This window comes from Rhodobacter capsulatus SB 1003 (assembly GCF_000021865.1).
GTDB lineage: Bacteria > Pseudomonadota > Alphaproteobacteria > Rhodobacterales > Rhodobacteraceae > Rhodobacter > Rhodobacter capsulatus_B.
This window is the reverse complement of the sequence record NC_014034.1, coordinates 943133-965446: the sequence shown is the minus strand read 5'-3', so window position 1 is coordinate 965446 and position 22314 is coordinate 943133. Positions and strand designations below refer to the sequence as shown.

General features: G+C 67.6%; 24 protein-coding genes. 7 read left to right on the top strand and 17 right to left on the bottom strand.

Translation table 11 applies throughout. The annotated features are described in order from the left end of the window. Nucleotides 1-95: 95 nt before the first annotated feature. The 3 genes from RCAP_RS04380 to RCAP_RS04370 form a co-directional block, all read right to left on the bottom strand. On the bottom strand, nt 96-1433 hold the full coding sequence (locus RCAP_RS04380; RefSeq protein WP_013066619.1) for an 8-oxoguanine deaminase: 1338 nt from the start codon (nt 1431-1433) through the stop codon (nt 96-98). A 100-nt stretch (nt 1434-1533) separates the two neighbouring features. After that, nucleotides 1534-2355: an inositol monophosphatase family protein gene (locus tag RCAP_RS04375; RefSeq protein WP_013066618.1), complete on the bottom strand. Its 822-nt coding sequence runs from the start codon at nt 2353-2355 to the stop codon at nt 1534-1536. A 69-nt stretch (nt 2356-2424) separates the two neighbouring features. Further along, a complete protein-coding gene (locus tag RCAP_RS04370; RefSeq protein ID WP_013066617.1) occupies nt 2425-2787 on the bottom strand; it encodes a helix-turn-helix domain-containing protein in 363 nt (120 codons plus the stop codon). A 343-nt stretch (nt 2788-3130) separates the two neighbouring features. Between RCAP_RS04370 and RCAP_RS04365 the strand changes: the two genes are divergently transcribed. Together RCAP_RS04365 and RCAP_RS04360 are read left to right on the top strand one after the other, a co-directional pair. After that, nucleotides 3131-4090: an NADPH:quinone oxidoreductase family protein gene (locus RCAP_RS04365; protein WP_013066616.1), complete on the top strand. Its 960-nt coding sequence runs from the start codon at nt 3131-3133 to the stop codon at nt 4088-4090. A 121-nt stretch (nt 4091-4211) separates the two neighbouring features. Further along, nucleotides 4212-4928, top strand: a complete 717-nt coding sequence (locus RCAP_RS04360; protein WP_013066615.1) for a Bax inhibitor-1/YccA family protein — start codon at nt 4212-4214, stop codon at nt 4926-4928. A 69-nt stretch (nt 4929-4997) separates the two neighbouring features. Here the strand turns inward: RCAP_RS04360 and fghA are convergent, their stop codons facing one another. The 4 genes from fghA to RCAP_RS04340 are packed head-to-tail and all read right to left on the bottom strand — an operon-like array spanning nt 4998 to nt 8196. Then, entirely contained in the window at nt 4998-5828 is an 831-nt protein-coding gene (gene fghA, locus RCAP_RS04355; RefSeq protein WP_013066614.1) for an S-formylglutathione hydrolase, read from the bottom strand. Nucleotides 5829-5835: 7 nt separating this feature from the next. After that, nucleotides 5836-6945 carry an S-(hydroxymethyl)glutathione dehydrogenase/class III alcohol dehydrogenase gene (locus tag RCAP_RS04350; protein WP_013066613.1) on the bottom strand — a complete coding sequence of 370 codons (1110 nt, stop codon included), beginning with the start codon at nt 6943-6945 and terminating at the stop codon, nt 5836-5838. An 18-nt stretch (nt 6946-6963) separates the two neighbouring features. Then, nucleotides 6964-7230, bottom strand: a complete 267-nt coding sequence (locus tag RCAP_RS04345; RefSeq protein ID WP_013066612.1) for a metal/formaldehyde-sensitive transcriptional repressor — start codon at nt 7228-7230, stop codon at nt 6964-6966. Nucleotides 7231-7266: 36 nt separating this feature from the next. Beyond that, nucleotides 7267-8196, bottom strand: a complete 930-nt coding sequence (locus RCAP_RS04340) for a LysR family transcriptional regulator ArgP (protein ID WP_013066611.1) — start codon at nt 8194-8196, stop codon at nt 7267-7269. 71 nt (nt 8197-8267) lie between these two features. On the opposite strand from RCAP_RS04340, the gene RCAP_RS04335 reads away from it, so the two are divergent. Beyond that, nucleotides 8268-8897 (top strand): LysE/ArgO family amino acid transporter, encoded by a 630-nt coding sequence (locus RCAP_RS04335; RefSeq protein ID WP_013066610.1) that lies wholly within the window; start codon nt 8268-8270, stop codon nt 8895-8897. A gap of 62 nt (nt 8898-8959) precedes the next feature. On the opposite strand, the gene RCAP_RS18285 is transcribed toward RCAP_RS04335, so the two are convergent. From RCAP_RS18285 to rplM, 3 genes are all read right to left on the bottom strand, one after another. Then, complete coding sequence (locus RCAP_RS18285) at nt 8960-10036, bottom strand: calcium-binding protein (RefSeq protein ID WP_013066609.1); 1077 nt, start codon at nt 10034-10036, stop codon at nt 8960-8962. A 127-nt stretch (nt 10037-10163) separates the two neighbouring features. Continuing rightward, nucleotides 10164-10652, bottom strand: a complete 489-nt coding sequence (rpsI, locus tag RCAP_RS04325) for a 30S ribosomal protein S9 (RefSeq protein ID WP_013066608.1) — start codon at nt 10650-10652, stop codon at nt 10164-10166. Between the two features lie 2 nt (nt 10653-10654). Next, complete coding sequence (gene rplM / locus RCAP_RS04320; protein WP_013066607.1) at nt 10655-11119, bottom strand: 50S ribosomal protein L13; 465 nt, start codon at nt 11117-11119, stop codon at nt 10655-10657. 240 nt (nt 11120-11359) lie between these two features. On the opposite strand from rplM, the gene RCAP_RS04315 reads away from it, so the two are divergent. Beyond that, nucleotides 11360-12847, top strand: a complete 1488-nt coding sequence (locus RCAP_RS04315) for an SLC13 family permease (protein WP_013066606.1) — start codon at nt 11360-11362, stop codon at nt 12845-12847. Here the strand turns inward: RCAP_RS04315 and RCAP_RS04310 are convergent. Beyond that, nucleotides 12826-13242: a PaaI family thioesterase gene (locus RCAP_RS04310; RefSeq protein ID WP_013066605.1), complete on the bottom strand. Its 417-nt coding sequence runs from the start codon at nt 13240-13242 to the stop codon at nt 12826-12828. The genes RCAP_RS04315 and RCAP_RS04310 overlap by 22 nt on opposite strands. A gap of 54 nt (nt 13243-13296) precedes the next feature. On the opposite strand from RCAP_RS04310, the gene RCAP_RS04305 reads away from it, so the two are divergent. Beyond that, nucleotides 13297-14082 carry an enoyl-CoA hydratase gene (locus RCAP_RS04305; protein WP_013066604.1) on the top strand — a complete coding sequence of 262 codons (786 nt, stop codon included), beginning with the start codon at nt 13297-13299 and terminating at the stop codon, nt 14080-14082. A 4-nt stretch (nt 14083-14086) separates the two neighbouring features. Here RCAP_RS04305 and RCAP_RS04300 read toward each other — a convergent pair whose 3' ends face one another. The 6 genes from RCAP_RS04300 to argS form a co-directional block, all read right to left on the bottom strand. Further along, complete coding sequence (locus tag RCAP_RS04300; protein ID WP_013066603.1) at nt 14087-14296, bottom strand: hypothetical protein; 210 nt, start codon at nt 14294-14296, stop codon at nt 14087-14089. A gap of 1 nt (nt 14297) precedes the next feature. After that, nucleotides 14298-14939: an SMC-Scp complex subunit ScpB gene (scpB, locus tag RCAP_RS04295; protein WP_013066602.1), complete on the bottom strand. Its 642-nt coding sequence runs from the start codon at nt 14937-14939 to the stop codon at nt 14298-14300. Then, nucleotides 14936-15739 (bottom strand): segregation and condensation protein A, encoded by an 804-nt coding sequence (locus RCAP_RS04290; protein ID WP_013066601.1) that lies wholly within the window; start codon nt 15737-15739, stop codon nt 14936-14938. The genes scpB and RCAP_RS04290 overlap by 4 nt, the downstream gene beginning before the upstream one ends. Further along, nucleotides 15732-16754 (bottom strand): glycoside hydrolase family 3 N-terminal domain-containing protein, encoded by a 1023-nt coding sequence (locus RCAP_RS04285; protein ID WP_013066600.1) that lies wholly within the window; start codon nt 16752-16754, stop codon nt 15732-15734. Before RCAP_RS04285 ends, RCAP_RS04290 begins: the two co-directional genes overlap by 8 nt. Further along, nucleotides 16730-17686 carry an SPOR domain-containing protein gene (locus tag RCAP_RS19170; RefSeq protein WP_023911089.1) on the bottom strand — a complete coding sequence of 319 codons (957 nt, stop codon included), beginning with the start codon at nt 17684-17686 and terminating at the stop codon, nt 16730-16732. The genes RCAP_RS04285 and RCAP_RS19170 overlap by 25 nt, the downstream gene beginning before the upstream one ends. A 129-nt stretch (nt 17687-17815) precedes the next feature. Beyond that, nucleotides 17816-19561, bottom strand: a complete 1746-nt coding sequence (gene argS / locus RCAP_RS04275) for an arginine--tRNA ligase (protein WP_013066598.1) — start codon at nt 19559-19561, stop codon at nt 17816-17818. 127 nt (nt 19562-19688) lie between these two features. On the opposite strand from argS, the gene RCAP_RS04270 reads away from it, so the two are divergent. Next, nucleotides 19689-20498, top strand: a complete 810-nt coding sequence (locus RCAP_RS04270; RefSeq protein WP_013066597.1) for a hypothetical protein — start codon at nt 19689-19691, stop codon at nt 20496-20498. Nucleotides 20499-20619: 121 nt separating this feature from the next. Further along, the gene (locus RCAP_RS04265) at nt 20620-22266 is read left to right on the top strand and encodes a DEAD/DEAH box helicase (protein ID WP_013066596.1); all 1647 of its coding nucleotides are present in this window, start codon (nt 20620-20622) and stop codon (nt 22264-22266) included. Nucleotides 22267-22314: the final 48 nt, after the last annotated feature.

Below are 22314 nucleotides of genomic sequence, written 5' to 3'. Positions count from 1 at the left end.
ACGACAGAGCGGGGCTCTGCCCGTTCGACGGGGCGTCCTTCCCCCGGAAGGCCGCCTTGCCCGTCTCACCCCGGGGTATTTGAAGCAAGATAAAATCAGCGCGCAAGGGCGCGGGCAAGGGCGTTCGCGCGTTCGATGACGCGCGGCAGGTCGAGCGTGGTGATCTGGCCATCCTGCACGACCGGGCGGCCCTCGACGAAAAGATGCTTCACCCGCGTCGGACCGGACAGAAGCAGCGCCGCCACCGGGTCCCAGGCACCCGCGGCCTCCAGCCCCGAGACGTCCCAGATCGCCAGATCGGCACGCTTGCCGGGCTCAAGGCTGCCCAACTCCGGGCGGCCCAGAACCTGCGCGCCGCCCAGCGTCGCGATCTCCAGCGCCTCGCGCACCGACATCGCATCGGCGCCGTTTTGCACCCGTTGCAACAGCAGCGCCTGTCGCGCCTCGGCGATCAGATTGCCCGCGTCATTCGATGCCGATCCATCGACGCCCAAAGCCAGTTTCACCCCCGCATCGCGCATCGCCCGCACCGGCGCGATGCCCGAGCCAAGGCGACAATTCGAACATGGACAATGGGCAACCCCGGTGCTGGACCGGGCAAAAAGATCAATTTCCGAACCTGAAAGCTTGACGCAATGGGCATGCCAGACATCGGCGCCGGTCCAGCCCAGATCCTCGGCATATTGGCCCGGACGGCAACCGAACTTGTGCAGGGAATAGGCGATATCCTCGTCATTCTCGGCCAGATGGGTGTGCAGCATCACCCCCTTGTCGCGCGCCAGCAGCGCGGCGTCACGCATCAGCTCGCGCGAGACCGAAAACGGCGAACAGGGGGCCACGCCCACCCGCAACATCGCGCCCGGGCGGGGATCGTGATGGGTGTCGATGACGCGGATGCAATCGGCCAGGATCGCCTCTTCGCGCTCGACCAGGGCGTCAGGCGGCAGCCCGCCCGCGCTTTCGCCAATCGACATCGCGCCGCGGGTGGGGTGAAAGCGCAGCCCCAGTTCCGCGGCGGCGGCGATCGTGTCATCCAGCCGCGCCCCGTTCGGAAACAGATAAAGGTGATCCGAAGAGAGCGTGCAGCCCGAGAGCGCCAGTTCCGCCAACCCGATCTGCGCCGAGGTGAAGATCTCCTCGGGCCCCATCCGCGCCCAGATCGGGTAAAGCGTCTTCAGCCAGCCAAACAGCAGCGCATCCTGCCCGCCCGGCACCGCCCGCGTCAGCGTCTGATAAAGGTGATGATGCGTGTTGATCAGCCCCGGCGTGACCACGCAGCCCCGGGCCGAGACGACCTCGCCCGTGCTGACAAGCCCCTGCCCCAGGGCGACAATCTCGCCGCCCCGCAGCAGCAGATCGGCGCCACGCAATTCCCGCCGCGCCGCATCCATGGTGACGACGACCTCGGCCCCCCGGATCAGAATTTCCCGCATCAGATGCCTCCCGCGCAACGCAATCCCCTCGGGGAAGTCCGAAGGGGCCCGAGGGCCCCTTCGGGCGGGGGGTTCGGCGGCAGCCCCCCGACCTTCCCCCTCAGCCGTTCAGGACCGCCATCGCCGCCGCATGCACCTCGGCATTGGCCGCCGCCAGCACCCGCCCGCCACGATATGCCGGACCGCCCGTCCAGTCGGTGACGATGCCCCCCGCCGCCTCGATCACCGCGATCGGCCCGCCGACGTCATAGGGCTGCAGCCCCGCCTCGACCACCAGATCGATCTGCCCCGCCGCGATCAGCCCGTAGGCGTAACAATCCGTGCCATAGCGCGTCAGCTTCACCTGCCGCGCCAGCCGGGCAAAGGCCGCGCCTTCCTCGGGCGTGCCGACCTCGGGGAAGGTGGAATACAGGATCGCCTCGGAAAGCGGCCGCGGCGTGCGCGTGCGCAGATCGGCCCGGCCGAGCGGCCCGGTCACCCGCGCCTGCCCGAAGCCGCCCAGGAACCGCTCGCCGATATAGGGCTGGTCGATCAGCCCCATCAGCGGCGCCCCGGGTTTGTCGCCGCCTTCCTCGGACAGCGCGATCAGCACCCCCCAGGTCGGCGTCCCCGACAGATAGCCCCGGGTGCCGTCGATCGGGTCCAGCACCCAGGTCAGCCCCGATGTCCCCCGCGTCACCCCGAATTCCTCGCCCCAGATCCCGTCCGCAGGCCGCCGCCAGGCCAGGATCTCGCGCATCGCCTGTTCCGCGGCCCGATCGGCCACGGTCACCGGATCGAAGCGCACCGCTTCCTTGGTTTCGGCGGCAATCCCGCCCGGGGTGCGGAAATGCACCAGCGTCACCGCCCGCGCGGCATCGGCCAGGGCTTCGGCGGTGGCGATCAGATCGGCCTTGTCGGCCTCGCTCAGATGGGGCGGCATGAGGACTCCGGAAAAAAGACGGGGAGCGTCACCGCTCCCCGTCTTTTCAACCCCGATTGTGCGGCCATATCAAGCCACGTCGGAGAGAACCTTTGCCAGTTCGAACAGACGGCGCCGCTGCGCCTCGGGGATCGCGTAATACGAACGCACCAGGGCCAGCGCTTCCTTGTCGGAGAACAGATCCCCCTCCTGCGCGGCCGTGTTCGGGTCTTCGCCCGACAATCCTTCGAAGAAGAACGACACCGGCACGTCAAGCGCATCGGCAATGTCCCAAAGCCGCGAGGCCGAGACACGGTTCATCCCCGTTTCGTATTTCTGAATTTGCTGGAACTTGATGCCGACCTTGTCGGCGAGTTGTTGTTGCGTCACCCCCACCAGCCAGCGGCGGTGACGGATACGCTTGCCCACATGGACATCGACCGGATGCTTCATTCATTCTTCCCCGGAACTCTTCGGATGGATGAAGCTAGCACGAAGCAGGGCGCCGTTTCGGTTGCAAAATCTGGAACCTATCCAAAAAGACAGGTAAATTCATATACTAACCGCTACGTAATGTCGCACATCCTGCAATTGTTAACCATGTTCCGTCAAGATCGGCTGTCGGGGCCGCAACAAGCCGGGTCGCAATTCGCAAATTGCATCGCAAATTGCACATCGTGCGAGAGGAAAAATCTGCTTCGCGCTCCGGTTGATTCGGCAATCAACAACGATCTCCGGCTGGTTCGACCGCCGCAGCCGGGCTAGGCTGAGGCATCGCGACAACCCCCGGAGCAAGATGCGCGCCTTTCTTCACACCGATCCGAAAACGCCGCCGTCCCTGACCGATCTGCCGCTGCCCGCCCCCGGCCCGGGCGAAGTTGCGGTGCGGATCGCCGCCTGCGGCCTGAACTTCGCCGACCTGCTGATGCTCGAGGGCAGCTATCAGGCCACCCCGCCGCTGCCCTTCGTGCCGGGGCTGGAGGCCGCGGGCACCGTCACCGCCGCCGGGCCGGGCGCAAGCCTGACGCCGGGCACGCGCGTTGCCATCCATGCCGGTCACGGCGGTCTGGCCGAGGCCGGGGTCTTTGCCGAGGACCGCTGCACCCCCCTGCCCGACAGTCTGGATTTCGACACCGCCGCGGCCTTCCAGATCGCCTATGGGACCTCGCATCTGGCGCTGACCCTGCGCGGGCGGCTGCGCGCGGGCGAGACGCTGGTGGTGCTGGGCGCGGCGGGCGGCGTCGGGCTGACCGCGGTCGAGATCGGCGCGCGGCTGGGGGCGCGGGTGATCGCCGTCGCGCGCGGGGCGGAAAAATGCGCCGTCGCCGCGCAGGCGGGCGCGGCCGAGACGCTGGATGCCGAAACCCCCGATCTGAAAGCCGCGCTGAAGGCGCTTGGCGGCGCCGATGTCGTCTATGACGCGGTCGGCGGCAGCTTGGGCGAGGCGGCTTTCGCGGCGCTGAAACCGGGCGGGCGCTTTCTGGTCATCGGCTTTGCCGCGGGGGCACCGCCGGTGCTGAAGCTCAACCATGCTTTGGTGAAAAACCTTGAAATCCATGGGCTTTACTGGGGCGGCTATCTGGATCTCGACCCGGCGGCGCTGCGCCGTTCGATGACGGAACTTTTCGCCCTTGCCGCCGAAGGCCGGCTGCATCCGCATATCTCGGCCCGCTTCCCCCTGTCGCAGACCGCCGCGGCGCTGGAGATGTTGCGCACCCGCCGTTCCACCGGCAAGATCGTCGTCACGATGGGGTGAGCCCCGCGCCGGGGATGTTTTTTCTGCCCCCCGGTTCTTGAAACCCGCAGGGTCCTTTCCGATATCGGACCCGACGGCGGCACCCTCGCGCGTGTCGCTGCATGAGACTGGAGACAACCACATGGCTAATTACAACACGATGCACAGCACCGCGGCTGGCCGTGCGAGTTACATCGACGAGGGTCTGCGGACCCATATGAACAAGGTCTATGGCCTGATGTCGGTGGCGATGATCGTCACCGGCGCGGTCGCCTTCGGCGTCAGCCTGAACGACCAGCTTCTGGCCGCGATCTTCGGCACGCCGCTGAAATGGGTGGTGATGTTTGCCCCCCTCGTCGTGGTCTTCGCCTTCTCGGCGCTGATCCACAAGATGCAGACCTCGACCGCGCAGATGGTCTTCTTCGGCTATTCGGCGCTGATGGGCCTGTCGCTGAGCTTCATCTTCAAGGTCTACACCGGCGTCTCGATCGCGCAGACCTTCCTGATCACCGCCATCGCCTTCGCGGCGCTCTCGCTTTACGGCTACACAACGAAGCGCAACCTCTCGGCTTTCGGCTCGTTCCTGATGATGGGTCTGATCGGCCTGATCGTCGCCTCGCTGCTGAACATCTTCATCGCCTCGTCGGCGCTGCAATTCGCGATCTCGGTGATCGGTGTGCTGCTGTTTGCAGGTCTGACCGCCTATGACACGCAGAACATCAAGAACACCTATCTGCAACTGGCCCAATCGGATGCCGATTTCCTGGGCAAGGCCGCGATCCTTGGCGCGCTGCAGCTCTACATGGACTTCCTGAACCTGTTCATGTTCCTGCTGCAGTTCCTTGGCAATCGCGAATGATCTGAACGACCCGAACCAACCTCCGGGAAAGGCCCCGCGGTCCGCCGCGGGGTTTTTTCCGTTTCGGGCTCAGCCCTGCAGCGCGGCGGCGTGATGGGCGAAGTGATCGGCCAGAAAGCTGGCGATGAAGTAATAGCTGTGGTCATGGCCCGGATGACGGCGCAGCGTCACCGGATGGCCAAGCCGCGCCGCTTCCTCGGTCAGGATCCAGGGCTTCAGCTGGTCTTCCAGGAAACTGTCCGCCTCGCCCTGATCGATCAGGATCGGCAACCGTTCCGCCGCCCCTGCCAGAAGCGCCGTCGCATCCCATTCCGCCCAGGCCGTCCGGTCGGGCCCCAGATAGGCCGAGAACGCCTTTTCCCCCCAGGGCACCTGCGCGGGCGCGACGATCGGCGCAAAGGCCGAGACGGCCCGGTAGCGCCCCGGATGGCGCAAGGCCGCGACCAGCGCACCATGCCCGCCCATCGAATGCCCCATGATCGAACGCCGGTCGGAGGCCGCGAATTCCGCCTCGATCAGCGCGGGCAATTCGGTCACGACATAATCATGCATCCGGTAATGGGCCGCCCACGGCGCCTGAGTGGCGTTCAGATAAAACCCCGCCCCCTGCCCCAGATCATAGGCCGGATCATCGGCCACCCCCTCGCCGCGGGGGCTGGTGTCGGGGGCGACGACGATCACCCGATGCCGCGCCGCATGGGCCTGCGCCCCCGCCTTGGTGATGAAATTCTGCTCGTTGCAGGTCAGGCCCGAGAGCCAGTAGACCACCGGCAGCCGCTCCCCCGGGTCATGCGCCGGGGTGTAAAGGCCAAAGCGCATCTCGCAGCCCAGCGTGGCGGAGGCGTGTTTCCACACCTCCTGCGTGCCGCCGAAACACCCGTGCGTTTCAAGACGTTCCATCGCGGCCTCAGAACTTGATCACGGAACGGATCGACTTGCCTTCATGCATCAGATCGAAGGCCTCGTTGATCTGCTCGAGCCCCATCGTGTGGGTGACAAAGGGCTCGAGTTCAATCTCGCCCTTCATCGCCTGTTCGACCATGCCTGGCAGTTGCGAGCGCCCCTTGACCCCGCCAAAGGCCGTGCCCATCCATTTGCGCCCGGTGACCAGCTGGAACGGCCGGGTGGAAATCTCCTGCCCCGCCCCGGCGACGCCGATGATCACCGATTGCCCCCAGCCGCGATGCGCGCATTCCAGCGCCGCCCGCATCACGTTGACATTGCCGATGCATTCGAAGCTGTGATCGACGCCCCAGCCGGTCATCTCGACGATCACCTGCTGGATCGGCTTGTCGTGATCCTTGGGGTTGACGCAATCGGTGGCGCCGAACTGCCGCGCCAGATCGAATTTCGCCGGGTTGGTGTCGATGGCGATGATCCGCCCGGCCTTCGCCTGCCGCGCGCCCTGAATGACCGCCAGCCCGATCCCGCCCAGACCAAAGACCGCAACGCTGTCGCCTTCCTGCACCTTCGCCGTGTTGTGCACCGCGCCGATGCCCGTGGTCACGCCGCAGCCCAAAAGGCAGACCTGTTCGTGATTGGCCTCGGGGTTGATCTTCGCCAGCGAGACTTCGGCCACCACGGTATATTCGGAAAAGGTCGAGCAGCCCATGTAGTGATAGATCGGCTGGCCGTCATAGGAAAAGCGCGAGGTGCCGTCGGGCATCACGCCCTTGCCCTGCGTCGCGCGGACCGAGGTGCAGAGGTTCGTTTTCCCCGATTTGCAGAACAGGCATTCGCCGCATTCGGCGGTGTAAAGCGGGATGACGTGATCCCCCGGTTTGACCGAGGTGACGCCGGGGCCGACCTCGATCACCACGCCCGCGCCCTCGTGGCCAAGGACGACCGGGAACAACCCCTCGGGGTCGTCACCCGAGAGCGTGAAGGCGTCGGTGTGGCACACGCCGGTATCGGTGATGCGGATCAGAACCTCGCCCGCTTTCGGCGGCGCGACGTCGATTTCCACGATTTCAAGGGGTTTGCCCGGCGCAAAGGCCACGGCAGCACGCGATTTCATGTCAGTCTCCCTGTTGGTCTATTTGAGATAGCTGCGCACCAGCGCCAGCAATTCCCCGGTTCTGGCGCCGCCCTCTCCCTCGGGCGGGCCGAATTCGTCGCGGATATGGGCCTCCAGCACCTCGGCCATCAGCCCGTTCACGGCACCGCGCACGGCGGCGATCTGCTGCAGGATCGGACCGCAGTCCGATCCGCTTTCCAACGCGCGCGAGAGCGCCTCGCACTGGCCGGTGATCCGCTTCACCCGCGCCAGAATGCGCTTCTTGTCCTCGGGGTTGTTCGGCATCGGCGTCTCCCCCGGACCATACTGCGGGGGAGTATATCAGCCCTCTCCCGCAAGACCAGCGATTCCCGCGTCGGGCGCGATCAAGGAACGCCGGGCCTCGGCGGCGACCTCGCGCGTCAGCGCCTCCAGCAGCCGCGCCCCCAGCCGCGCATGCTGCCAGTGCAGCGGCACCTCCAGCGCCGCGCCGGGCAAAAGCTCGACCAGCCGCCCCGCGGCCAGGGGCGCGGCGGCCAGCGGCACGGGATGCAGCGCCCAGCCCAGCCCCAGCAGGCTGGCGTCCAGAAACCCCTGCGTCGAGGGCACCTGATGCGTCGGCGCCGCCAGCGGCAGATCCAGATGGCGGCGCAGCCAGCGCGCCTGCAGCCCGTCCTTGCGGTCGAATTGCAGCACCGGCGCCCGGGCCAGCGCCGCGGCGGTGACCCCTTGCGGGAAATGCCGCGCCATGAAGGCGGGGCTGGCACAGGCGACATAGCGCAGCGCACCGAGCGGCCGGGTCCGGCACCCGGGCACCGCCGCCGGATCCGCCGTCACCGCCGCCAAAACCTCGCCCGAGCGCAGCCGCGCCGCGGTATGGTCCTCGTCATCCAGCAGCAGATGCAACAGCGCCCCGGTCGCCTCGGAAAACCGCGCCGCCGCGGGCAGGAACCAGCTGCCCAGCGAATCCGCATTCACCGCAACCGGCAGCGCAGGCGCCCCCGGCCCCGGCCCGGCGAGCGCAGGCAGATCGGCCGCCAGCTCCCCTTCCAGCAGCCGCACCCGCTCGACATGGGCGCAAAGCCGCGCCCCCGCCTCGGTCGGCACCGGCGGCTGGCTGCGCACCACCAGCGCCGCCCCCACCCGTTCCTCCAGCGCGCGGATGCGCTGCGACACCGCCGAGGGCGTCACCCCCAGCCGCGCCGCCGCCCGCTCGAACCCGCCTTCGCGGATCACCGCGGCCAGGGCCGCCAGCAAGGGATAGTCGAGCATCTTAAGCCCCCCTTCATCTGCTTTAGCATCCTGAATTTGACTACACCAAGCCCGGCTGGCAAGGAAGCCCGATGACCCAGCTTGCCCCCCTCCTCACCGGTTTCGCCCTCTCCCTTGGCCTCATCGTCGCGATCGGCGCGCAGAATGCCTTCGTGCTGCGCCAGGGGGTGCGCCGCGAACATGTGGGGCTTGTCGTCGCCTTTTGCGCGGCTTGCGATCTGGCGCTGATCGCGGCCGGGGTGGCGGGCCTGGGCGCGGTGCTGGGCACGGCGCCGCGGCTGGTCACAGCGCTGTCGCTGGGGGGCGCGGTGTTTCTGGGCTGGTACGGGATTTCGGCCCTGCGCCGGGCGCTGCGGACCGAGCGGCTGGACACCGAACCGGGCGGCGCGGCGCTGACGCGCGCGGGGGCGCTGGCGCGGGTGGCAGGTTTCACGCTACTCAACCCGCATGTCTATCTGGATACGGTGCTGCTGGTGGGCTCGGTCGGCGCGGCGCAGCCCGCGGGGGCGCATCCGGCCTTTGTCCTCGGCGCGGGGCTGGCCAGCCTGCTGTGGTTCACCGCGCTCGGCTTCGGCGCCCGGTTTCTGGCACCGCTCTTTGCCCGGCCGCTGGCCTGGCGGGTGCTGGATCTGCTGATCGGCGCGATGATGCTGACGCTGGCGGCGGGGCTTTTGCACCGGGTCTGGAGCACCACCGGCTGAACGGGTGAACCAGCACACCCGCCCCTTGCGGGACGGGCGCCCTCCGGCCGCGGCGGCTCGGCTCAGATCAGATCGTAAAGCAGATAGGCATCCAGCAGCTGATCCAGCGAGGCGGTCACGCCGATCAGCGTCACCGCATCATGGCTGGCGCCCTCGGCATCGGTGACGACGATGATCGTATTGTTCCCCGCAGTGCGCACCGACAGGGTCAGCGCATCCTCGACGCCGCCATCCGACAGGTCGAACTGAAAGGAATCGGTCCCGACTAGGAAATCGGTCACCGTCACCGCGGCGCTGGTCGCCAGCGCGGTGTCGCCCGCCGCCCCGATCACGATCACATCTTCCCCCGCGCCGGTGACAATCGTATCCGCGCCCGAGGCGAAGATCGTGTCATCGCCTTCGCCCGCATCGATCCGCGCCGCATCATCGGCCACCAGAAGCCCCGAGGCGTCTTGTACCCAGGTGTCGCGGATCACGTCATTGCCGCTGCCGCCGTAAAGCGAATCCGCGCCATTGCCACCCACCAGCGTATCGTTGCCCGCATCGCCGCAGAGCAGGTCGGCATCCGCATCGGTGCCGTCATCGCTCAGCAAGTCGTTGCCCTCGCCGCCCCGGCTCCGGTCGTTGCCCGCCCCTCCGGTCAGGCTGTCGGCGCCATCCCCCCCGAGCAGAAGATCGTTGCCCTCGCCGCCCAGCAGCACGTCACGGCCATCGCCCCCCGTCAACTGGTCCGCCTGCGCCCCGCCCTCCAGCGTGTCATTGCCGAAATCGCCGAACAGCCGGTCGGCGCCGCAGCCGCCATGCAGCATGTCGTTGCCCCTGCCGCCCGCCAGATTGTCGGCCCCGAGATCGCCCCAAAGCACATCCGCCCCGGTATCGCCAAACAGCACGTCATCGCCATCGCCGCCGCGCAGCAGATCGTTGCCGGCCCCGGCAAAGATCGTATCCGCCCCGGCCCGGCCATAGATATGCTCGCCCAGCTCGCCCCCGAAGATCCGGTCCGCCGCGGCAGTGCCCCATTTCGGCGCGACCGCCGCCGCCGCAAGCGCCGATTGCGCCACCGAGCGGATCGCGTCCATCCGCGCCTCGAGAGCATCGCCCCCCGCAGGCATCATCGAAGAGAAAAAGGAAATACGCATGACCACCCCACCGTGATTGCCAACTCTGATTACCAATCGTTAACCCCGTAACACGGGACGGCAGGGGGCGGAAACAAAAAGGCGGCCCCGGTCGGGGGCCGCCTGGAAACGGATTGTTTCGAAACGATCAGCGTTTCGAGAACTGGAACGAGCGACGGGCTTTCGCCTTGCCGTATTTCTTCCGTTCGACCACGCGCGAGTCGCGGGTCAGGAAACCGGCGGCTTTCAGCGCGGCGCGCAGCGACGGCTCGTGCAGTTGCAGCGCTTTCGAGATGCCGTGCTTGACCGCACCGGCCTGACCCGAAAGACCGCCGCCGACCACCGTCGCCATCACGTCATACTGGCCTTCGACGCCCGCGACGCCAAAGGGCTGGTTCACGATCAGCTGCAGCACCGGACGGGCGAAATAGACCGGCATTTCCTTGCCGTTCACGGTGATCTTGCCGGTGCCGGGCTTGACCCAGACGCGGGCCACGGCGTTCTTGCGCTTGCCGGTGGCATAGGCGCGGCCTTGGGCGTCACGCACCGGGGTGCGCTCCACCACAGCGGCCACGGCCGCGGCCGGGGTGCCCGAAACGGCCGACTTCAGATCGTCGAGGGATTTGATATCGGACATGATCAGGCGCTCCGGGTGTTCTTCTTGTTCAGGACTTTCACGTCCAGAACTTCGGGCTGTTGGGCTTCATGCGGATGGGCGGCCCCGGCGTAGACGCGCAGGTTCGACATCTGCGCGCGGCCCAGACGGTTGCGCGAGATCATGCGTTCGACGGCCTTGATCACCACGCGCTCGGGATGCGCGCCTTCCAGAACCTGACGCGCGGTGCGGAACTTGATCCCGCCCGGGTGGTTCGTGTGCCAGTAGTAGCGCTTGTCTTCGCGCTTGGCACCGGTCATCTGCACCTTGTCGGCGTTGATGATGATGACGTTGTCACCCATGTCCATGTGGGGGGTGAAGGTCGGCTTGTGCTTGCCACGCAGGCGCATGGCAACGATCGTGGCGAGGCGGCCCAGAACGACGCCTTCGGCGTCGATCAGGATCCACTTCTTCTCGATCTCCGCCGGTTTCGCGGTATAGGTTTTCATTGTCGATCGCCCTTTGAAGGGTTGGGAAACTGGATGCGGGCTTATCCGCGCTTTCCGATCCCAAAGCAAGCGCGTTGATGCGATTTATTTCATTGAAAATCAATGGCTTGAAAAATAGGTATTAAAATACCCCACTTTGGGCGCCAAAGTGATTCTGGTCCGGCCGCGCAATCGGTCGCGCCCCCGCCGCCGCCGCCCCGTGCTAGGCTGGGGCGCGGCAACCGGAACGCGGGAGAGCACATGACGGAGCGGCAGGCGAGCGGATCGGCACCGGGCAAGACGCTGCCGGCGGGACGGCGCATCGGGCTTCTGGCGGGGCCGCTCTGCCTTGTGCCGGTGCTGGCGCTGCCCGCGCCCGCGGATCTCCCGCCCGAGGCCTGGCGCCTGGCCGGGCTGACGCTGTGGATGGTGATCTGGTGGCTGAGCGAGGTGGTGCCGCTGGCCGCCACCGCGCTCCTGCCCGTCGCCGTGATGCCGCTTCTGGGCATCCTGCCCATCGCCGCGGTCACGGCGCATTACGGCAACCCGCTGATTTTCCTTTTCCTTGGCGGCTTTCTTCTGGCCGCCGCGATGGAGCGCCACGGGCTGCACCGGCGCATCGCGCTGTTCATCGTCGCCCGCGCCGGACATTCCGCACGCGGCCTGATCTCGGGCTTCGCGCTTGCCACCGCCTTTCTGTCGATGTGGATCTCGAACACCGCGGCGGCGATGATGATGGTCACCGTCGCCACCTCGGTCGTGGTCTTCGTCGAGACCCATGCCGAGAGGGAACGGGCGCGGGCCTTCGGCGTGGCGCTGATGCTGGGCATCGCCTGGTCGGCCTCGATCGGCGGCGTGGGCACGCTGATCGGCACGCCGCCGAATGCGCTCTTGGCCAGCATTCTGGCCGAAAGCCACGGGATCGAGATCGGCTTCTTTCAATGGATGCTGTTTGGCGTGCCGGTGGTGGCAGTGATGCTGCCGGTCATGCTGGTGCTGCTGACCCGCTGGCTGTTCGACCTTGGCGGGCTGGATCTGACCGCGGCGCGGGCGCTGATCACCGCCGAAGCCCGGGCGCTTGGCCCGTTCGGCCGGGGCGAGGTGATCGTGGCCACGGTCTTCGTGCTGACCGCGCTGGCCTGGGTGCTGCGCGTGCCGCTTGGCCTGCCGATGTCGGACAGCGGCATCGCGATCACCGCGGCGTTGCTGCTTTTCGCCTGCCCGCTCGGGCAGGGCCGCGGCTTCGTGCTGGACTGGAGCGTCGCCCCCGCCCTGCCCTGGGGCATCTTGCTGCTGTTTGGCGGCGGGCTGGCGCTGGCGGCGGGGTTCGAAAGCTCTGGCCTTGCGGCGGCGGTGGGGGGGCTTGCGCGCGGTCTGGCGGCGCTGCCGCTGTGGCTTCTGGTGCTGATCGTCGCGGCGGGGATCGTGTTTCTGAGCGAGCTGACCTCGAACACCGCCGCCGCCGCGACTTTCCTGCCGGTGACGGCGGCGGTGGCGACGGGGCTTGGCCTCGCCGTGCCCTGGCTGATGCTGCCGGTGGCGGTTGGCGCCTCGATGGCCTTCACCCTGCCCACCGCCACGCCGCCCAATGCGATCGCCTTTTCCTGGAAGGGCCTGCGGCTGGCCGACATGGCCCGGGCGGGGGCGCGCATGGACCTGATCGCCATCGTGGTGATCTTTGCCGCGGTGACGCTGCTGGCGCCGGTGGTCTTCGAGCTTGCGCCGCCTCAGCGCGGCGGGACCGAATAGGTCATCGAGGCCCGCGCCACCGGCTCCGCCTGCCCCTCGGAAAAGATCAGGCAATCGCCCACCGCCAGATTGCGCCCCAGTTTCAGCACCCGCACCCGCGCCAGAAGATCGATCCCGGCCAGCGGCTTGCGCAGGAAATCGATCGTCGCATTCGTGGTCACCGCCAGCGCCACCGGGCCGATGCGGCTCAGGATCGCCAGATAGATGCCCACATCGGCCAGCGCGAACATCGTCGGCCCCGAGACCGTGCCGCCCGGGCGCAGGTGGCTGTCATCGACCCGCAGCCGGATCACCGTTTCCGCCCCCGCTTCGATCACCTCGAACATCCCGGCGACCTGCGCGAAATCGCTGCGCAGGAACGCGTTCAGCGCCGTCACATCCATCTTCAGTTGCATCTTCCCTCCCGGCTTCTCCTGCGCCTAAGCTTCCGGTCACGGGGAGGAATTGCAATGAACGAGCTTGTCGAGATCGAAAAACGTGGCGTCATCGCGCATCTGACACTGAACAGCCCGGGGACGCTGAATGCGCTCTCGGATGCGATGCTCGCGGCGCTGGCGGCGCGGTTTGCGGCGCTGGCCGGGGATGCGGGCGTGAAGGTGGTGGTGCTGAAAGGCGCGGGCAAGGCCTTTTGCGCGGGCCATGACCTGCGCGAGATGCAGGCCGGGCGGGCGGCCCCGGACAAGGGCCGGGCGTATTTCGCCGATCTTTTCGCCCGCTGCGCCGCGGTGATGCAGATGATCCCCGCCCTGCCGCAGCCGGTGATCGCCGAGGTGCATGGCATCGCCACCGCCGCGGGCTGCCAGCTGGTCGCCAGCTGCGATCTGGCCGTCGCGGCCGAGGGCACGCGCTTTGGCGTCAACGGGGTGAACATCGGGCTGTTCTGCTCGACGCCGATGGTGGCGCTGAGCCGGGTGGTGCCGCGCAAGGTCGCCTTCGAGATGCTGACGACCGGGGAGTTCATCGATGCCGCCCGCGCGCGCGAGATCGGGCTGGTCAACCGCACCGTGCCCCACGAGGGCCTGGACGCAGCCACATCGGCGCTGGCCGAGACGATCGCGGCGAAACTGGGCGCGGCGGTCCGGGTCGGCAAGCGGGCGTTTTACGACCAGATCGGGATGGAGACGGCCGCGGCCTATGCCCACACGGGCGCGGTGATGGTGGAAAACATGCTTTTCCGCGACACCGCCGAGGGGGTGCAGGCCTTCCTGGAAAAGCGCAAGCCGGATTGGGCGTAGCGCCTCAGCGCAGCCGCCGGGTGATCGCCGCCGCCTGCCGCGCGCGCTTGACCGCCTGACGCGCCGATTTCGCGGCCTTCCGTTCGGCCTTGGTCATCTGCGCCGCGGGTTTGCCCTTGCCCGCGGCCAGCTCGATGCCCTTGTCGACACCCATCCGCAGCAGACGGCGCAGGATCATGGTCCAGACCATCTGCAAAAGCTTCGTCGGATCCATCTCATTCCTCCTCGAACAGCTCGCTTTGGCCCACCATGTCGGCCTCCTCGTCCTCGGCCCCCGGCATCGGCCGGTTGTCAAGCAGCCCCGCCGCCCGAAGCTCCTTGATCCCGGGCAGATCGCGCGCCGATTCAAGGCCGAAATGATCCAGGAACGTTTCGGTCACGATGAAGGTCACCGGACGGCCGGGCGTCATCCGCCGCCGCCCGAGCCGGATCCATTCCAGCTCCAGCAACTGGTCGATGGTGCCGCGGGAAACCGCAACGCCCCGGATTTCCTCGATTTCCGCCCGCGTCACCGGCTGGTGATAGGCGATGATCGCCAGGGTTTCGATGGCGGCACGGCTCAGCTTGCGCAGCTCCACCGTTTCCTTTTGCATCAGAAAGCCCAGATCGGGCGCGGTGCGAAAGGCCCAGGCGTCGCCGATCCTCACCAGATGCACGCCGCGCCCCTCGTAGCGGCGGCGCAGATAGGCCAGCGCCTCGGCGGCATCGCAGCCATGCGGCATCCGGTCCTGCATCTCGCGCAGGCTGACCGGCTCGGCCGCGGCGAACAGGATCGCCTCGATCATCCGTTCCTGTTCCGCAAGCGGCGGGGCATCGAAGAGCGACTTTTCGGTCGGATCGTAACGGCTGTCACTCATGTGCTGGTCCGCGGGGTGGTTCGGGCGCGGATGGTGATCGGCGCGAAGGTTTCGGTCTGGTGGATCTCGATATGGCCCTGTTTCGCCAGTTCCAAGGACGCCGCAAAGGTCGCCGCGGTGGCAGATCGGCGCCGCTTCGGATCCGCCCCCCAGCCGTCGGGCAGATAATCGGTCAGATCGGTCCAGGCCCCGGCATAGCCGATCAGCGGCCGCATCCGTTCCAGCGCCTCTTCCATGGTGAAGATGTTCTTGCGATCAAAGGCATAGGGGCGGAATTCGTCGCGGGTGCGAATCCGCGCATAGGCCTGCATCAGTTCCAGCAGCGTCGCGGAATATTTCACCTTGCGGACCCGCTCGACAGTCTCGCTGTAACCGCGGGCAAAGAAGTTGCGCCCCAGCTGATCGCGCCCCATCAGCGTCGCCGCCGCCTCGCGCATCGCCGAAAGCCGTTCCAGCTGGAAGGCCAGATGCGCCGCCAGATCCTCGGCCGAGGGGCCGTCCTCGCCCGGTTCGGGGGGCAGCAGCAGACGCGATTTCAAAAACGCCAGCCAGGCTGCCATCACCAGATAATCGGCCGCGAGTTCAATGCGCAGCGCCTTGGCCTCGTTGACGAATTTCAGATATTGCTCGGCCAGCGCCAGAACCGAGATGCGGCGCAGATCGACCTTTTGCGTGCGCGACAGCGTCAGCAAAAGATCGAGCGGCCCCTCGAACCCGTCGACATCGACAATCAGCGCCTCGGCCGCAAGCCGTTCGCTGACACTCGTGCTTTCAAAGAGGCTTGCCGTTTCCTCAGCCATCCGACCCGCCGCCGCTGCCCGCGGCGTCAAATTCCGCCGCCAGCGCCGCCAAGTCAACCGCGCCGGGGGCATGGCGGAACCGAAGCGCCGCCGCAGCGCGCAGGCTGGCCGCGGGCGTCATCCGCCCCGCCGCGGCCACGGTTTCCGCTAGTTCGGCGCGCGTGCCGTTGCAATGCAGGATCACATCGCAACCCGCCGCAAGCGAGGCCGCCGCGCGCTCGGCATAGCTGCCCGACAGCGCCTGCATCCCGATGTCATCGGTCATCAAAAGCCCGGCAAAGCCGATCTCCTGCCGGATCAGATCGATCATCTTCGCGCTTTGCGTGGCAGGCGCGGCGTCAAAGGCGGTGAAGCGGATATGCGCGGTCATGCCCAGGGGCAGATCGGCCAGCGCCGCGAAAGGGGCGAAATCATGGGCGCGCAGATCCTCGGCCGCGGCCGTGACCACGGGCAGATCCTTGTGGCTGTCGGCCTCGGCCCGGCCATGGCCCGGCATGTGCTTGAGCACCGGCAGCACCCCGCCCGCAAGCAGGCCATCGGCCGTCGCACGGGCGTTTTTCACCACCGCAGCAACAGTTTCGCCCAGGCAGCGGTTGCGCAGAAACGGATGCGTGCGGGGGCCCGCGATGTCACAGGTGGGTGCGCAATTGCCGTCGATGCCCACCGCGCGCAGCTCTGCCGCCTGCAGCCGCGCCCGCAGCCACATCCCCCGCGGACCGCGCAACAGCGCGTCGTCCAAAGGCGGCGCCCAGTCGCGCCAATGCGGCGGCCGCAGGCGCTGCACCCGCCCGCCCTCCTGATCGACAAAGATCGGCGCATCACGGCCCAAGGCAGCGCGCAGATCGGACGTCAGGCGGGAAAGCTGCGCCGGGCTTTCGACATTGCGGGCAAACAGGATCAGCCCCCAGGGGTCGGCCTCGCGCAGAAACGCGGCCTCATCGGCGCCCAGCACCGTGCCCTCGACGCCCAGAATCGTGGCGCCGCAAGGGCTTACTTGATCACGGTCGGAATGCAATTCGCCCCCTCGGCCACCAGCGCGGCGCAGAATTGCCGCGCCTCCTCGACCCCCTTGAAGCCCGAGACCCGCAGCCGCCAGAAGCTGCGCCCGCCCGAGGCGGCCTCTTGCACGATGCGTTTCTTGCCCGCCATCAGCGCCTCGAACCGGCCCGAGATCCGGCCCCATTCGGCCCGGGCCTCCTCGGGGCTGTCAAAGGCGCCCAGTTGCACCACCCGCGTGCCCGAGGGCAGATCGGCCGCCTTGATCTCGACGGTTTCGGGCCCCGCCAGCGCCGCCGCCACCGCCTGCGCGGCGGCCTCGGCCTCGATGTCAAGATCGGGCCGGGCCAGCGGACGGGGCGATTTCACCACGCCGGGCACATCGGCCGGAACGACCGGTTCGACCGGTTCGGCTGCGGCGGTCTCGGCGGGCGGAAGGTCTACGGGCGGTTCGGCAGGCGTTTCTGCGGCCGTTTCTGCGGGCAGCTCGGGATCGGTCGGCAGCTCTGCGGCCGGATCGGCGGCGGGCGCCGTCACCGCGGGTTTCGGCGGCAAGGCGCTGTCGGGCACCGGCACCGGCGGGCCCTCCATCGCCAGCTCTTCCGCATCGGCGGGATTTTCCACCTGCGGCAGGGGTTTGAGTTCGGACATCGGCGCATCATCGGCCGACAGGCCCGTCGGCGGCGGTGCCAGCACGACCCGGCTTGGCCCCGGCGCAGCCAGACCCGAGCCCGCCACCTCGTTCACCGCCAGCCCGACATGGGCCGCCAGATCGCCGCCCGGGTCCGAAGGCGCCATCCGCGCCGGACCTTCCAGCGCGCGGATCACCGGCACGCCCGACACGTCGCGCACGGCCAGCCGGTAGCCCCAGATGATCACGCCCAGGATCAGCGCCCCGGAAACGGCCGCGCCCGCCCATTGCACCCAGCGCGCGGACTGGGGCGCAGGCATGTCAAGTCCGGGGCCATAGTCGCCCCCGCCCTGCCTGCCAAAACCCCCGCCAGTGCGGGTGTCGGGATCGGTCATGCTCGCCCCATCTCCGGTTTTCGGGCCGGTTCGCCCCTGCCCCCCGGCGGTGCCTTAGCGCATCTCTTCGGCCGGGGTGACGCCAAGAATACCAAGACCGGCCGAAATCACAACGGCCGAGGCCCGGGCAAGGGCGATTTTCGCCGACGAGGCGGCCAGATCGCCTTCCTGAAGGAAGCGAAGCGACGGCTCGTCATTGCCGCGATTCCACAGCGCATGCAGGTCCGAGGCAATCTCATACAGGAAGAAGGCGACCCGATGCGGCTCGTTCGCGCGGGCGGCGATTTCGACCTGACGCGGCCATTCGGCGATCTTTTTCGCCAGCGCGCGTTCGGCCTCGTGGGTGTTGCGGTCCAGATCGGCCGCGGCCAGCGCCGCATCGGTGACATCGATCCCCAGATCAACCGCCTTGCGCAGCACGGACGCCACCCGGGCATGGGCATATTGCACGTAAAAGACCGGGTTGTCCTTGGACTGTTCCAGCACCTTGTCGAAGTCGAAATCCAAGGGCGCATCGTTCTTGCGCGTCAGCATGTGAAAACGCGTCACGCCCGCCCCGGCCTGCTCGACCACGTCGCGCAGGGTGACAAAGGTGCCCGCGCGCTTGCTCATCTTGAAGGGCTCGCCGTTCTTGAAGAGCTTCACCAGCTGGATGAGCTTGATGTCCAAGGGCACGCGGTTTTCCGAAAGCGCCGCGACGGCCGCCTTCATCCGCTTCACGTAACCGCCGTGATCGGCGCCGAAAACGTCGATCAGCTGATCGAAGCCGCGCTCGATCTTCGTCCAGTGATAGGCGATGTCGGGGGCGAAATAGGTCCAGGCGCCGTCCGATTTCTTCACCGGCCGGTCGACATCGTCGCCATAGCTGGTCGAGCGGAACAGTGTCTGTTCGCGTTCTTCCCAATCCTCGGGCAGTTTCCCCTTCGGCGGCTCCAGCACGCCTTCATAGATCAGGCCCAGATCCTGCAGCCGTTGCAGCGCCGCCTCGATCTGGCCGGTGCCGTAAAGCGATTTCTCGGAATAGAAGACGTCCATCTTCACGCCAAGCAGCGCCAGATCCTCGCGGATCATCGCCATCATCGCCTCGGTCGCGAAAACTCGCACCTCGGCGAGCCAGTCGCTTTCGGGCTTGTCGATCAGGCTGGCACCGTATTTTTCCTTCAGCGCCTCGCCCACCGGGATCAGGTAATCGCCCGGGTAAAGCCCCTCACGGATCTCGGGTTCGAGCCCGTTCGCCTCGCGGTAGCGTTCATAGGCCGAGCGCGCCAGCACATCGACCTGCGCGCCGCCGTCGTTGATGTAATATTCGCGCGTCACATCGTAGCCCGCGAAATCAAGCAGGCTGGCCAAAGCATCGCCAAAGACCGCGCCGCGGGTATGGCCCACATGCATCGGCCCGGTCGGGTTCGCGGACACATATTCGACGTTGACCTTGATGCCGCGGCCCAGCGTCGAGCGGCCGAAATCGCTGCCCGCGGTCAGCGCCGCACGCACCACATCGGCCCAAAGCCCGGGCGCCAGCCGCAGGTTGATGAAACCCGGACCGGCGACCTCGGCCGAGACGATCCGGGCATCGGCGGCAAGTTTCGCCACCAGCCCCTCGGCCAGCGCGCGCGGGTTCGTTCCGGCGGGTTTCGCCAGCACCATCGCGGCATTCGTCGCCATGTCGCCATGGGCGGCATCGCGCGGCGGCTCGACCGCCACGGCCTGGGTATCAAGGCCCGCAGGCAGCGCGCCTTCGGCCACCATCGCATCCAGCGCGGCAAGCACGACCGCGCGCACATCAGCAAAGAGGTTCATGATCTGATCGCTTCCTTCGTTGCCCCACCCCTGCCAGAGCGGCGCCCTGCCGTCAACTCTTGCCCCGCCCCGGCGCTTGCACTTGGCTTGCGAAGCCGGTTCAATGCCGCCCGAAAGGGGGCCCGGCATGACCGAACCCGAAGACAGGCACCGCCCGACACTGGCCGCGCGGGGCGAATTCGACGCGGGCGAAAGCGGCCTTGGTCTGGGTCTGGGCATGGCCTGGGAACGGCTCGTGGCGCGCGAACGCCCGTTCGACTATGCGCCGGGGGACCTGCCGCCCGCCGATCTGGACCTGTCCGCTTTGGCCGACCGGGTGCTGATCCCGCCCGAAGGCGCGATGGAAGCGCAGGATTTTACCGATTTTGCGGCCCGCGCGCGCAATCTTGCCCGCAAGATGGCGGCCGAAGACCCGGCCACGACCGAACTTGAATTCCTGCATGCGCAGCTGGTCATGGTCCTGCGCCGCGCCGCGGTGCCCGAGACGGCGCGAAGCCTCTATTTCCGGATCTGGGACGAACACGGCGCGCGCCTCGCGCGGGAAATGCCGACGCGCTGGCGGGTGTCGGCGGCGCAATGCTTTGCCGATCACGGCCGGACCGAGGCCGAACGCAGCCTTGGCGCGCAGATCGCGCTGATGTTCGGGCTGGTGAAGCTTTACGAAACCGAGCGGCGCTTTTCCGGCCTTGCCGCCTGGGAGCCCTTTCCGAACCGCCGCCCGCACCGCGGGCCGCTGATGATGGGGCTTTCGGCCTATGACCTGCGCGCGGGCGATCTGCCGCGCAATCTGCTGGCGCGGATCTGGCGGCAAAGCCACGACGCCGGGCCGATGGGGCAGCTGGCCGAGGCGCTGATTTCCGATTTCGAGACCTCGAACCGGGGGCTTTTGCTCCGTTTGCGCAAGATGGGAAAGCGCGTCGCACCCCGTTCAGATTGACGGATCGCGATTTTTCCGCTAACGCGACCTCACCCGCAATCCGGCGGGCAGACGGGACGCCCGGTTTCAACGCGTCCCCCCACCCCGCGCGCGGGGCCTCCCCACGCGCCACAGGACGCCCATGACGAAGTTTACCGATCTCAAGCTTGACCCTGCCGTGCTGCGTGCCATCGCGGACGCCGGATACGAAACGCCCACCCCGATCCAGGCCGGCGCCATTCCGCCCGCGCTCGAAGGCCGCGACGTGCTGGGCATCGCCCAGACCGGCACCGGCAAGACCGCCTCCTTCACCCTGCCGATGGTCACCATGCTGTCCTCGGGCCGGGCCCGGGCGCGGATGCCGCGTTCGCTCGTGCTTTGCCCGACCCGCGAACTGGCGGCGCAGGTGGCCGAGAACTTCGACACCTACGCGAAATACACCAGGCTGACCAAGGCGCTGCTCATCGGCGGCGTGTCCTTTGGCGAACAGGACAAGCTGATCGACCGCGGCGTCGACGTGCTGATCGCCACGCCCGGGCGGCTTCTGGACCATTTCGAGCGCGGCAAGCTTTTGCTGACCGGCGTGCAGATCATGGTGGTCGACGAGGCCGACCGGATGCTCGACATGGGCTTCATCCCGGATATCGAGCGGATCTTCCAGCTGACCCCCTTCACCCGGCAGACGCTGTTCTTCAGTGCCACGATGGCGCCGGAAATCGAGCGCATCACCAACACCTTCCTGCATGCGCCCGCGCGCATCGAAGTGGCGCGGCAGGCGACGACCTCGGAAACGATCACGCAAAAGCTGATCCAGATCACGCCGCCGCGCCGCGACCAGTCGGCCAAGGCGAAACGCGAACTTCTGCGCGCGATCATCAAGTCCGAGGGCGAGGCCTGCACCAACGCGATCATCTTCTGCAACCGCAAGACCGATGTCGATATCGTGGCGAAGTCGCTGAAAACGCACGGGTTCAACGCCGCGCCGATCCATGGCGATCTGGACCAGAGCCTGCGCACGAAGACGCTGGACGCGTTCCGCGATGGCTCGTTGCAGCTTCTGATCGCCTCGGATGTCGCCGCGCGGGGCCTTGATATTCCGGCCGTCAGCCATGTCTTCAACTACGACCTGCCCAGCCATGCCGAGGATTACGTCCACCGCATCGGCCGCACCGGCCGCGCCGGGCGTCTGGGCACGGCCTATTCGATCGGCACGCCCGCGGATGCGAAATATCTGGCCGCGATCGAGGCCCTGGTGAAGCAGGAAATTCCCCGCGCCGATCCGCCCGAAGGGTTCTCGCTGTCGGAAGCCGCGCATCGCGAGCCGCGCAAGTATGACGATGACAAGGGGCCGAAATCGCGCTCCTCGCGGTCGCGCTCGGGTCGGGGTCGCGACGAGAAACGCCCGCCGCGCGAAGACCGCGCCCCGGTGATCGTCGCCGTCGAGGAAGACGACTCGCATATCGTCGAGGTGCCCGAGGCGAAACGGGCCGAGCCGCGTCGTTCGGAACCGCGCCGGAATGACGGCCCGCGGTCGGAGAGCCACCGCGCCGAGCCGATCCGTCCGGACGGCCCGCGCGAGGATCGCCGCGACGAACGCCGGTCGGAACCCTATCGCGACAGCCGTCGTGGCCGCGATGGCGGGCCTGCCGTCGTCGGCATGGGCGATCACGTGCCGGATTTCCTGTTGCGGTCGTTTCGCACCACGAAGCCGGTGATCGAGGACAAGGACAGCGACGAGGCCCCCGAGGCCGAGCTGGAAACCCCGGTCACGGAACCCTCGGAAGGCTGATCCGCCGCACGGAAATGCAAAAAGCCCCGGTTTCCCGGGGCTTTTCTT

What these genes read in the sequence shown, in the direction of transcription:
- RCAP_RS18285 (WP_013066609.1), bottom strand. Translation starts at nt 10,036, where the DNA reads ATGCGTATTTCCTTTTTCTCTTCGATGATGCCTGCGGGGGGCGATGCT.
- RCAP_RS04345 (WP_013066612.1), bottom strand. Translation starts at nt 7,230, where the DNA reads ATGCCGAACAACCCCGAGGACAAGAAGCGCATTCTGGCGCGGGTGAAG.
- RCAP_RS04370 (WP_013066617.1), bottom strand. Translation starts at nt 2,787, where the DNA reads ATGAAGCATCCGGTCGATGTCCATGTGGGCAAGCGTATCCGTCACCGC.
- rplM (WP_013066607.1), bottom strand. Translation starts at nt 11,119, where the DNA reads ATGAAAACCTATACCGCGAAACCGGCGGAGATCGAGAAGAAGTGGATC.
- fghA (WP_013066614.1), bottom strand. Translation starts at nt 5,828, where the DNA reads ATGGAACGTCTTGAAACGCACGGGTGTTTCGGCGGCACGCAGGAGGTG.
- argS (WP_013066598.1), bottom strand. Translation starts at nt 19,561, where the DNA reads ATGAACCTCTTTGCTGATGTGCGCGCGGTCGTGCTTGCCGCGCTGGAT.
- RCAP_RS04290 (WP_013066601.1), bottom strand. Translation starts at nt 15,739, where the DNA reads ATGGCTGAGGAAACGGCAAGCCTCTTTGAAAGCACGAGTGTCAGCGAA.
- RCAP_RS04375 (WP_013066618.1), bottom strand. Translation starts at nt 2,355, where the DNA reads ATGCCGCCCCATCTGAGCGAGGCCGACAAGGCCGATCTGATCGCCACC.
- RCAP_RS19170 (WP_023911089.1), bottom strand. Translation starts at nt 17,686, where the DNA reads ATGCCTGCGCCCCAGTCCGCGCGCTGGGTGCAATGGGCGGGCGCGGCC.
- RCAP_RS04380 (WP_013066619.1), bottom strand. Translation starts at nt 1,433, where the DNA reads ATGCGGGAAATTCTGATCCGGGGGGCCGAGGTCGTCGTCACCATGGAT.
- scpB (WP_013066602.1), bottom strand. Translation starts at nt 14,939, where the DNA reads ATGAGTGACAGCCGTTACGATCCGACCGAAAAGTCGCTCTTCGATGCC.
- RCAP_RS04360 (WP_013066615.1), top strand. Translation starts at nt 4,212, where the DNA reads ATGGCTAATTACAACACGATGCACAGCACCGCGGCTGGCCGTGCGAGT.
- RCAP_RS04300 (WP_013066603.1), bottom strand. Translation starts at nt 14,296, where the DNA reads ATGGATCCGACGAAGCTTTTGCAGATGGTCTGGACCATGATCCTGCGC.
- rpsI (WP_013066608.1), bottom strand. Translation starts at nt 10,652, where the DNA reads ATGTCCGATATCAAATCCCTCGACGATCTGAAGTCGGCCGTTTCGGGC.
- RCAP_RS04365 (WP_013066616.1), top strand. Translation starts at nt 3,131, where the DNA reads ATGCGCGCCTTTCTTCACACCGATCCGAAAACGCCGCCGTCCCTGACC.
- RCAP_RS04310 (WP_013066605.1), bottom strand. Translation starts at nt 13,242, where the DNA reads ATGCAACTGAAGATGGATGTGACGGCGCTGAACGCGTTCCTGCGCAGC.
- RCAP_RS04350 (WP_013066613.1), bottom strand. Translation starts at nt 6,945, where the DNA reads ATGAAATCGCGTGCTGCCGTGGCCTTTGCGCCGGGCAAACCCCTTGAA.
- RCAP_RS04265 (WP_013066596.1), top strand. Translation starts at nt 20,620, where the DNA reads ATGACGAAGTTTACCGATCTCAAGCTTGACCCTGCCGTGCTGCGTGCC.
- RCAP_RS04315 (WP_013066606.1), top strand. Translation starts at nt 11,360, where the DNA reads ATGACGGAGCGGCAGGCGAGCGGATCGGCACCGGGCAAGACGCTGCCG.
- RCAP_RS04340 (WP_013066611.1), bottom strand. Translation starts at nt 8,196, where the DNA reads ATGCTCGACTATCCCTTGCTGGCGGCCCTGGCCGCGGTGATCCGCGAA.
- RCAP_RS04335 (WP_013066610.1), top strand. Translation starts at nt 8,268, where the DNA reads ATGACCCAGCTTGCCCCCCTCCTCACCGGTTTCGCCCTCTCCCTTGGC.
- RCAP_RS04305 (WP_013066604.1), top strand. Translation starts at nt 13,297, where the DNA reads ATGAACGAGCTTGTCGAGATCGAAAAACGTGGCGTCATCGCGCATCTG.
- RCAP_RS04270 (WP_013066597.1), top strand. Translation starts at nt 19,689, where the DNA reads ATGACCGAACCCGAAGACAGGCACCGCCCGACACTGGCCGCGCGGGGC.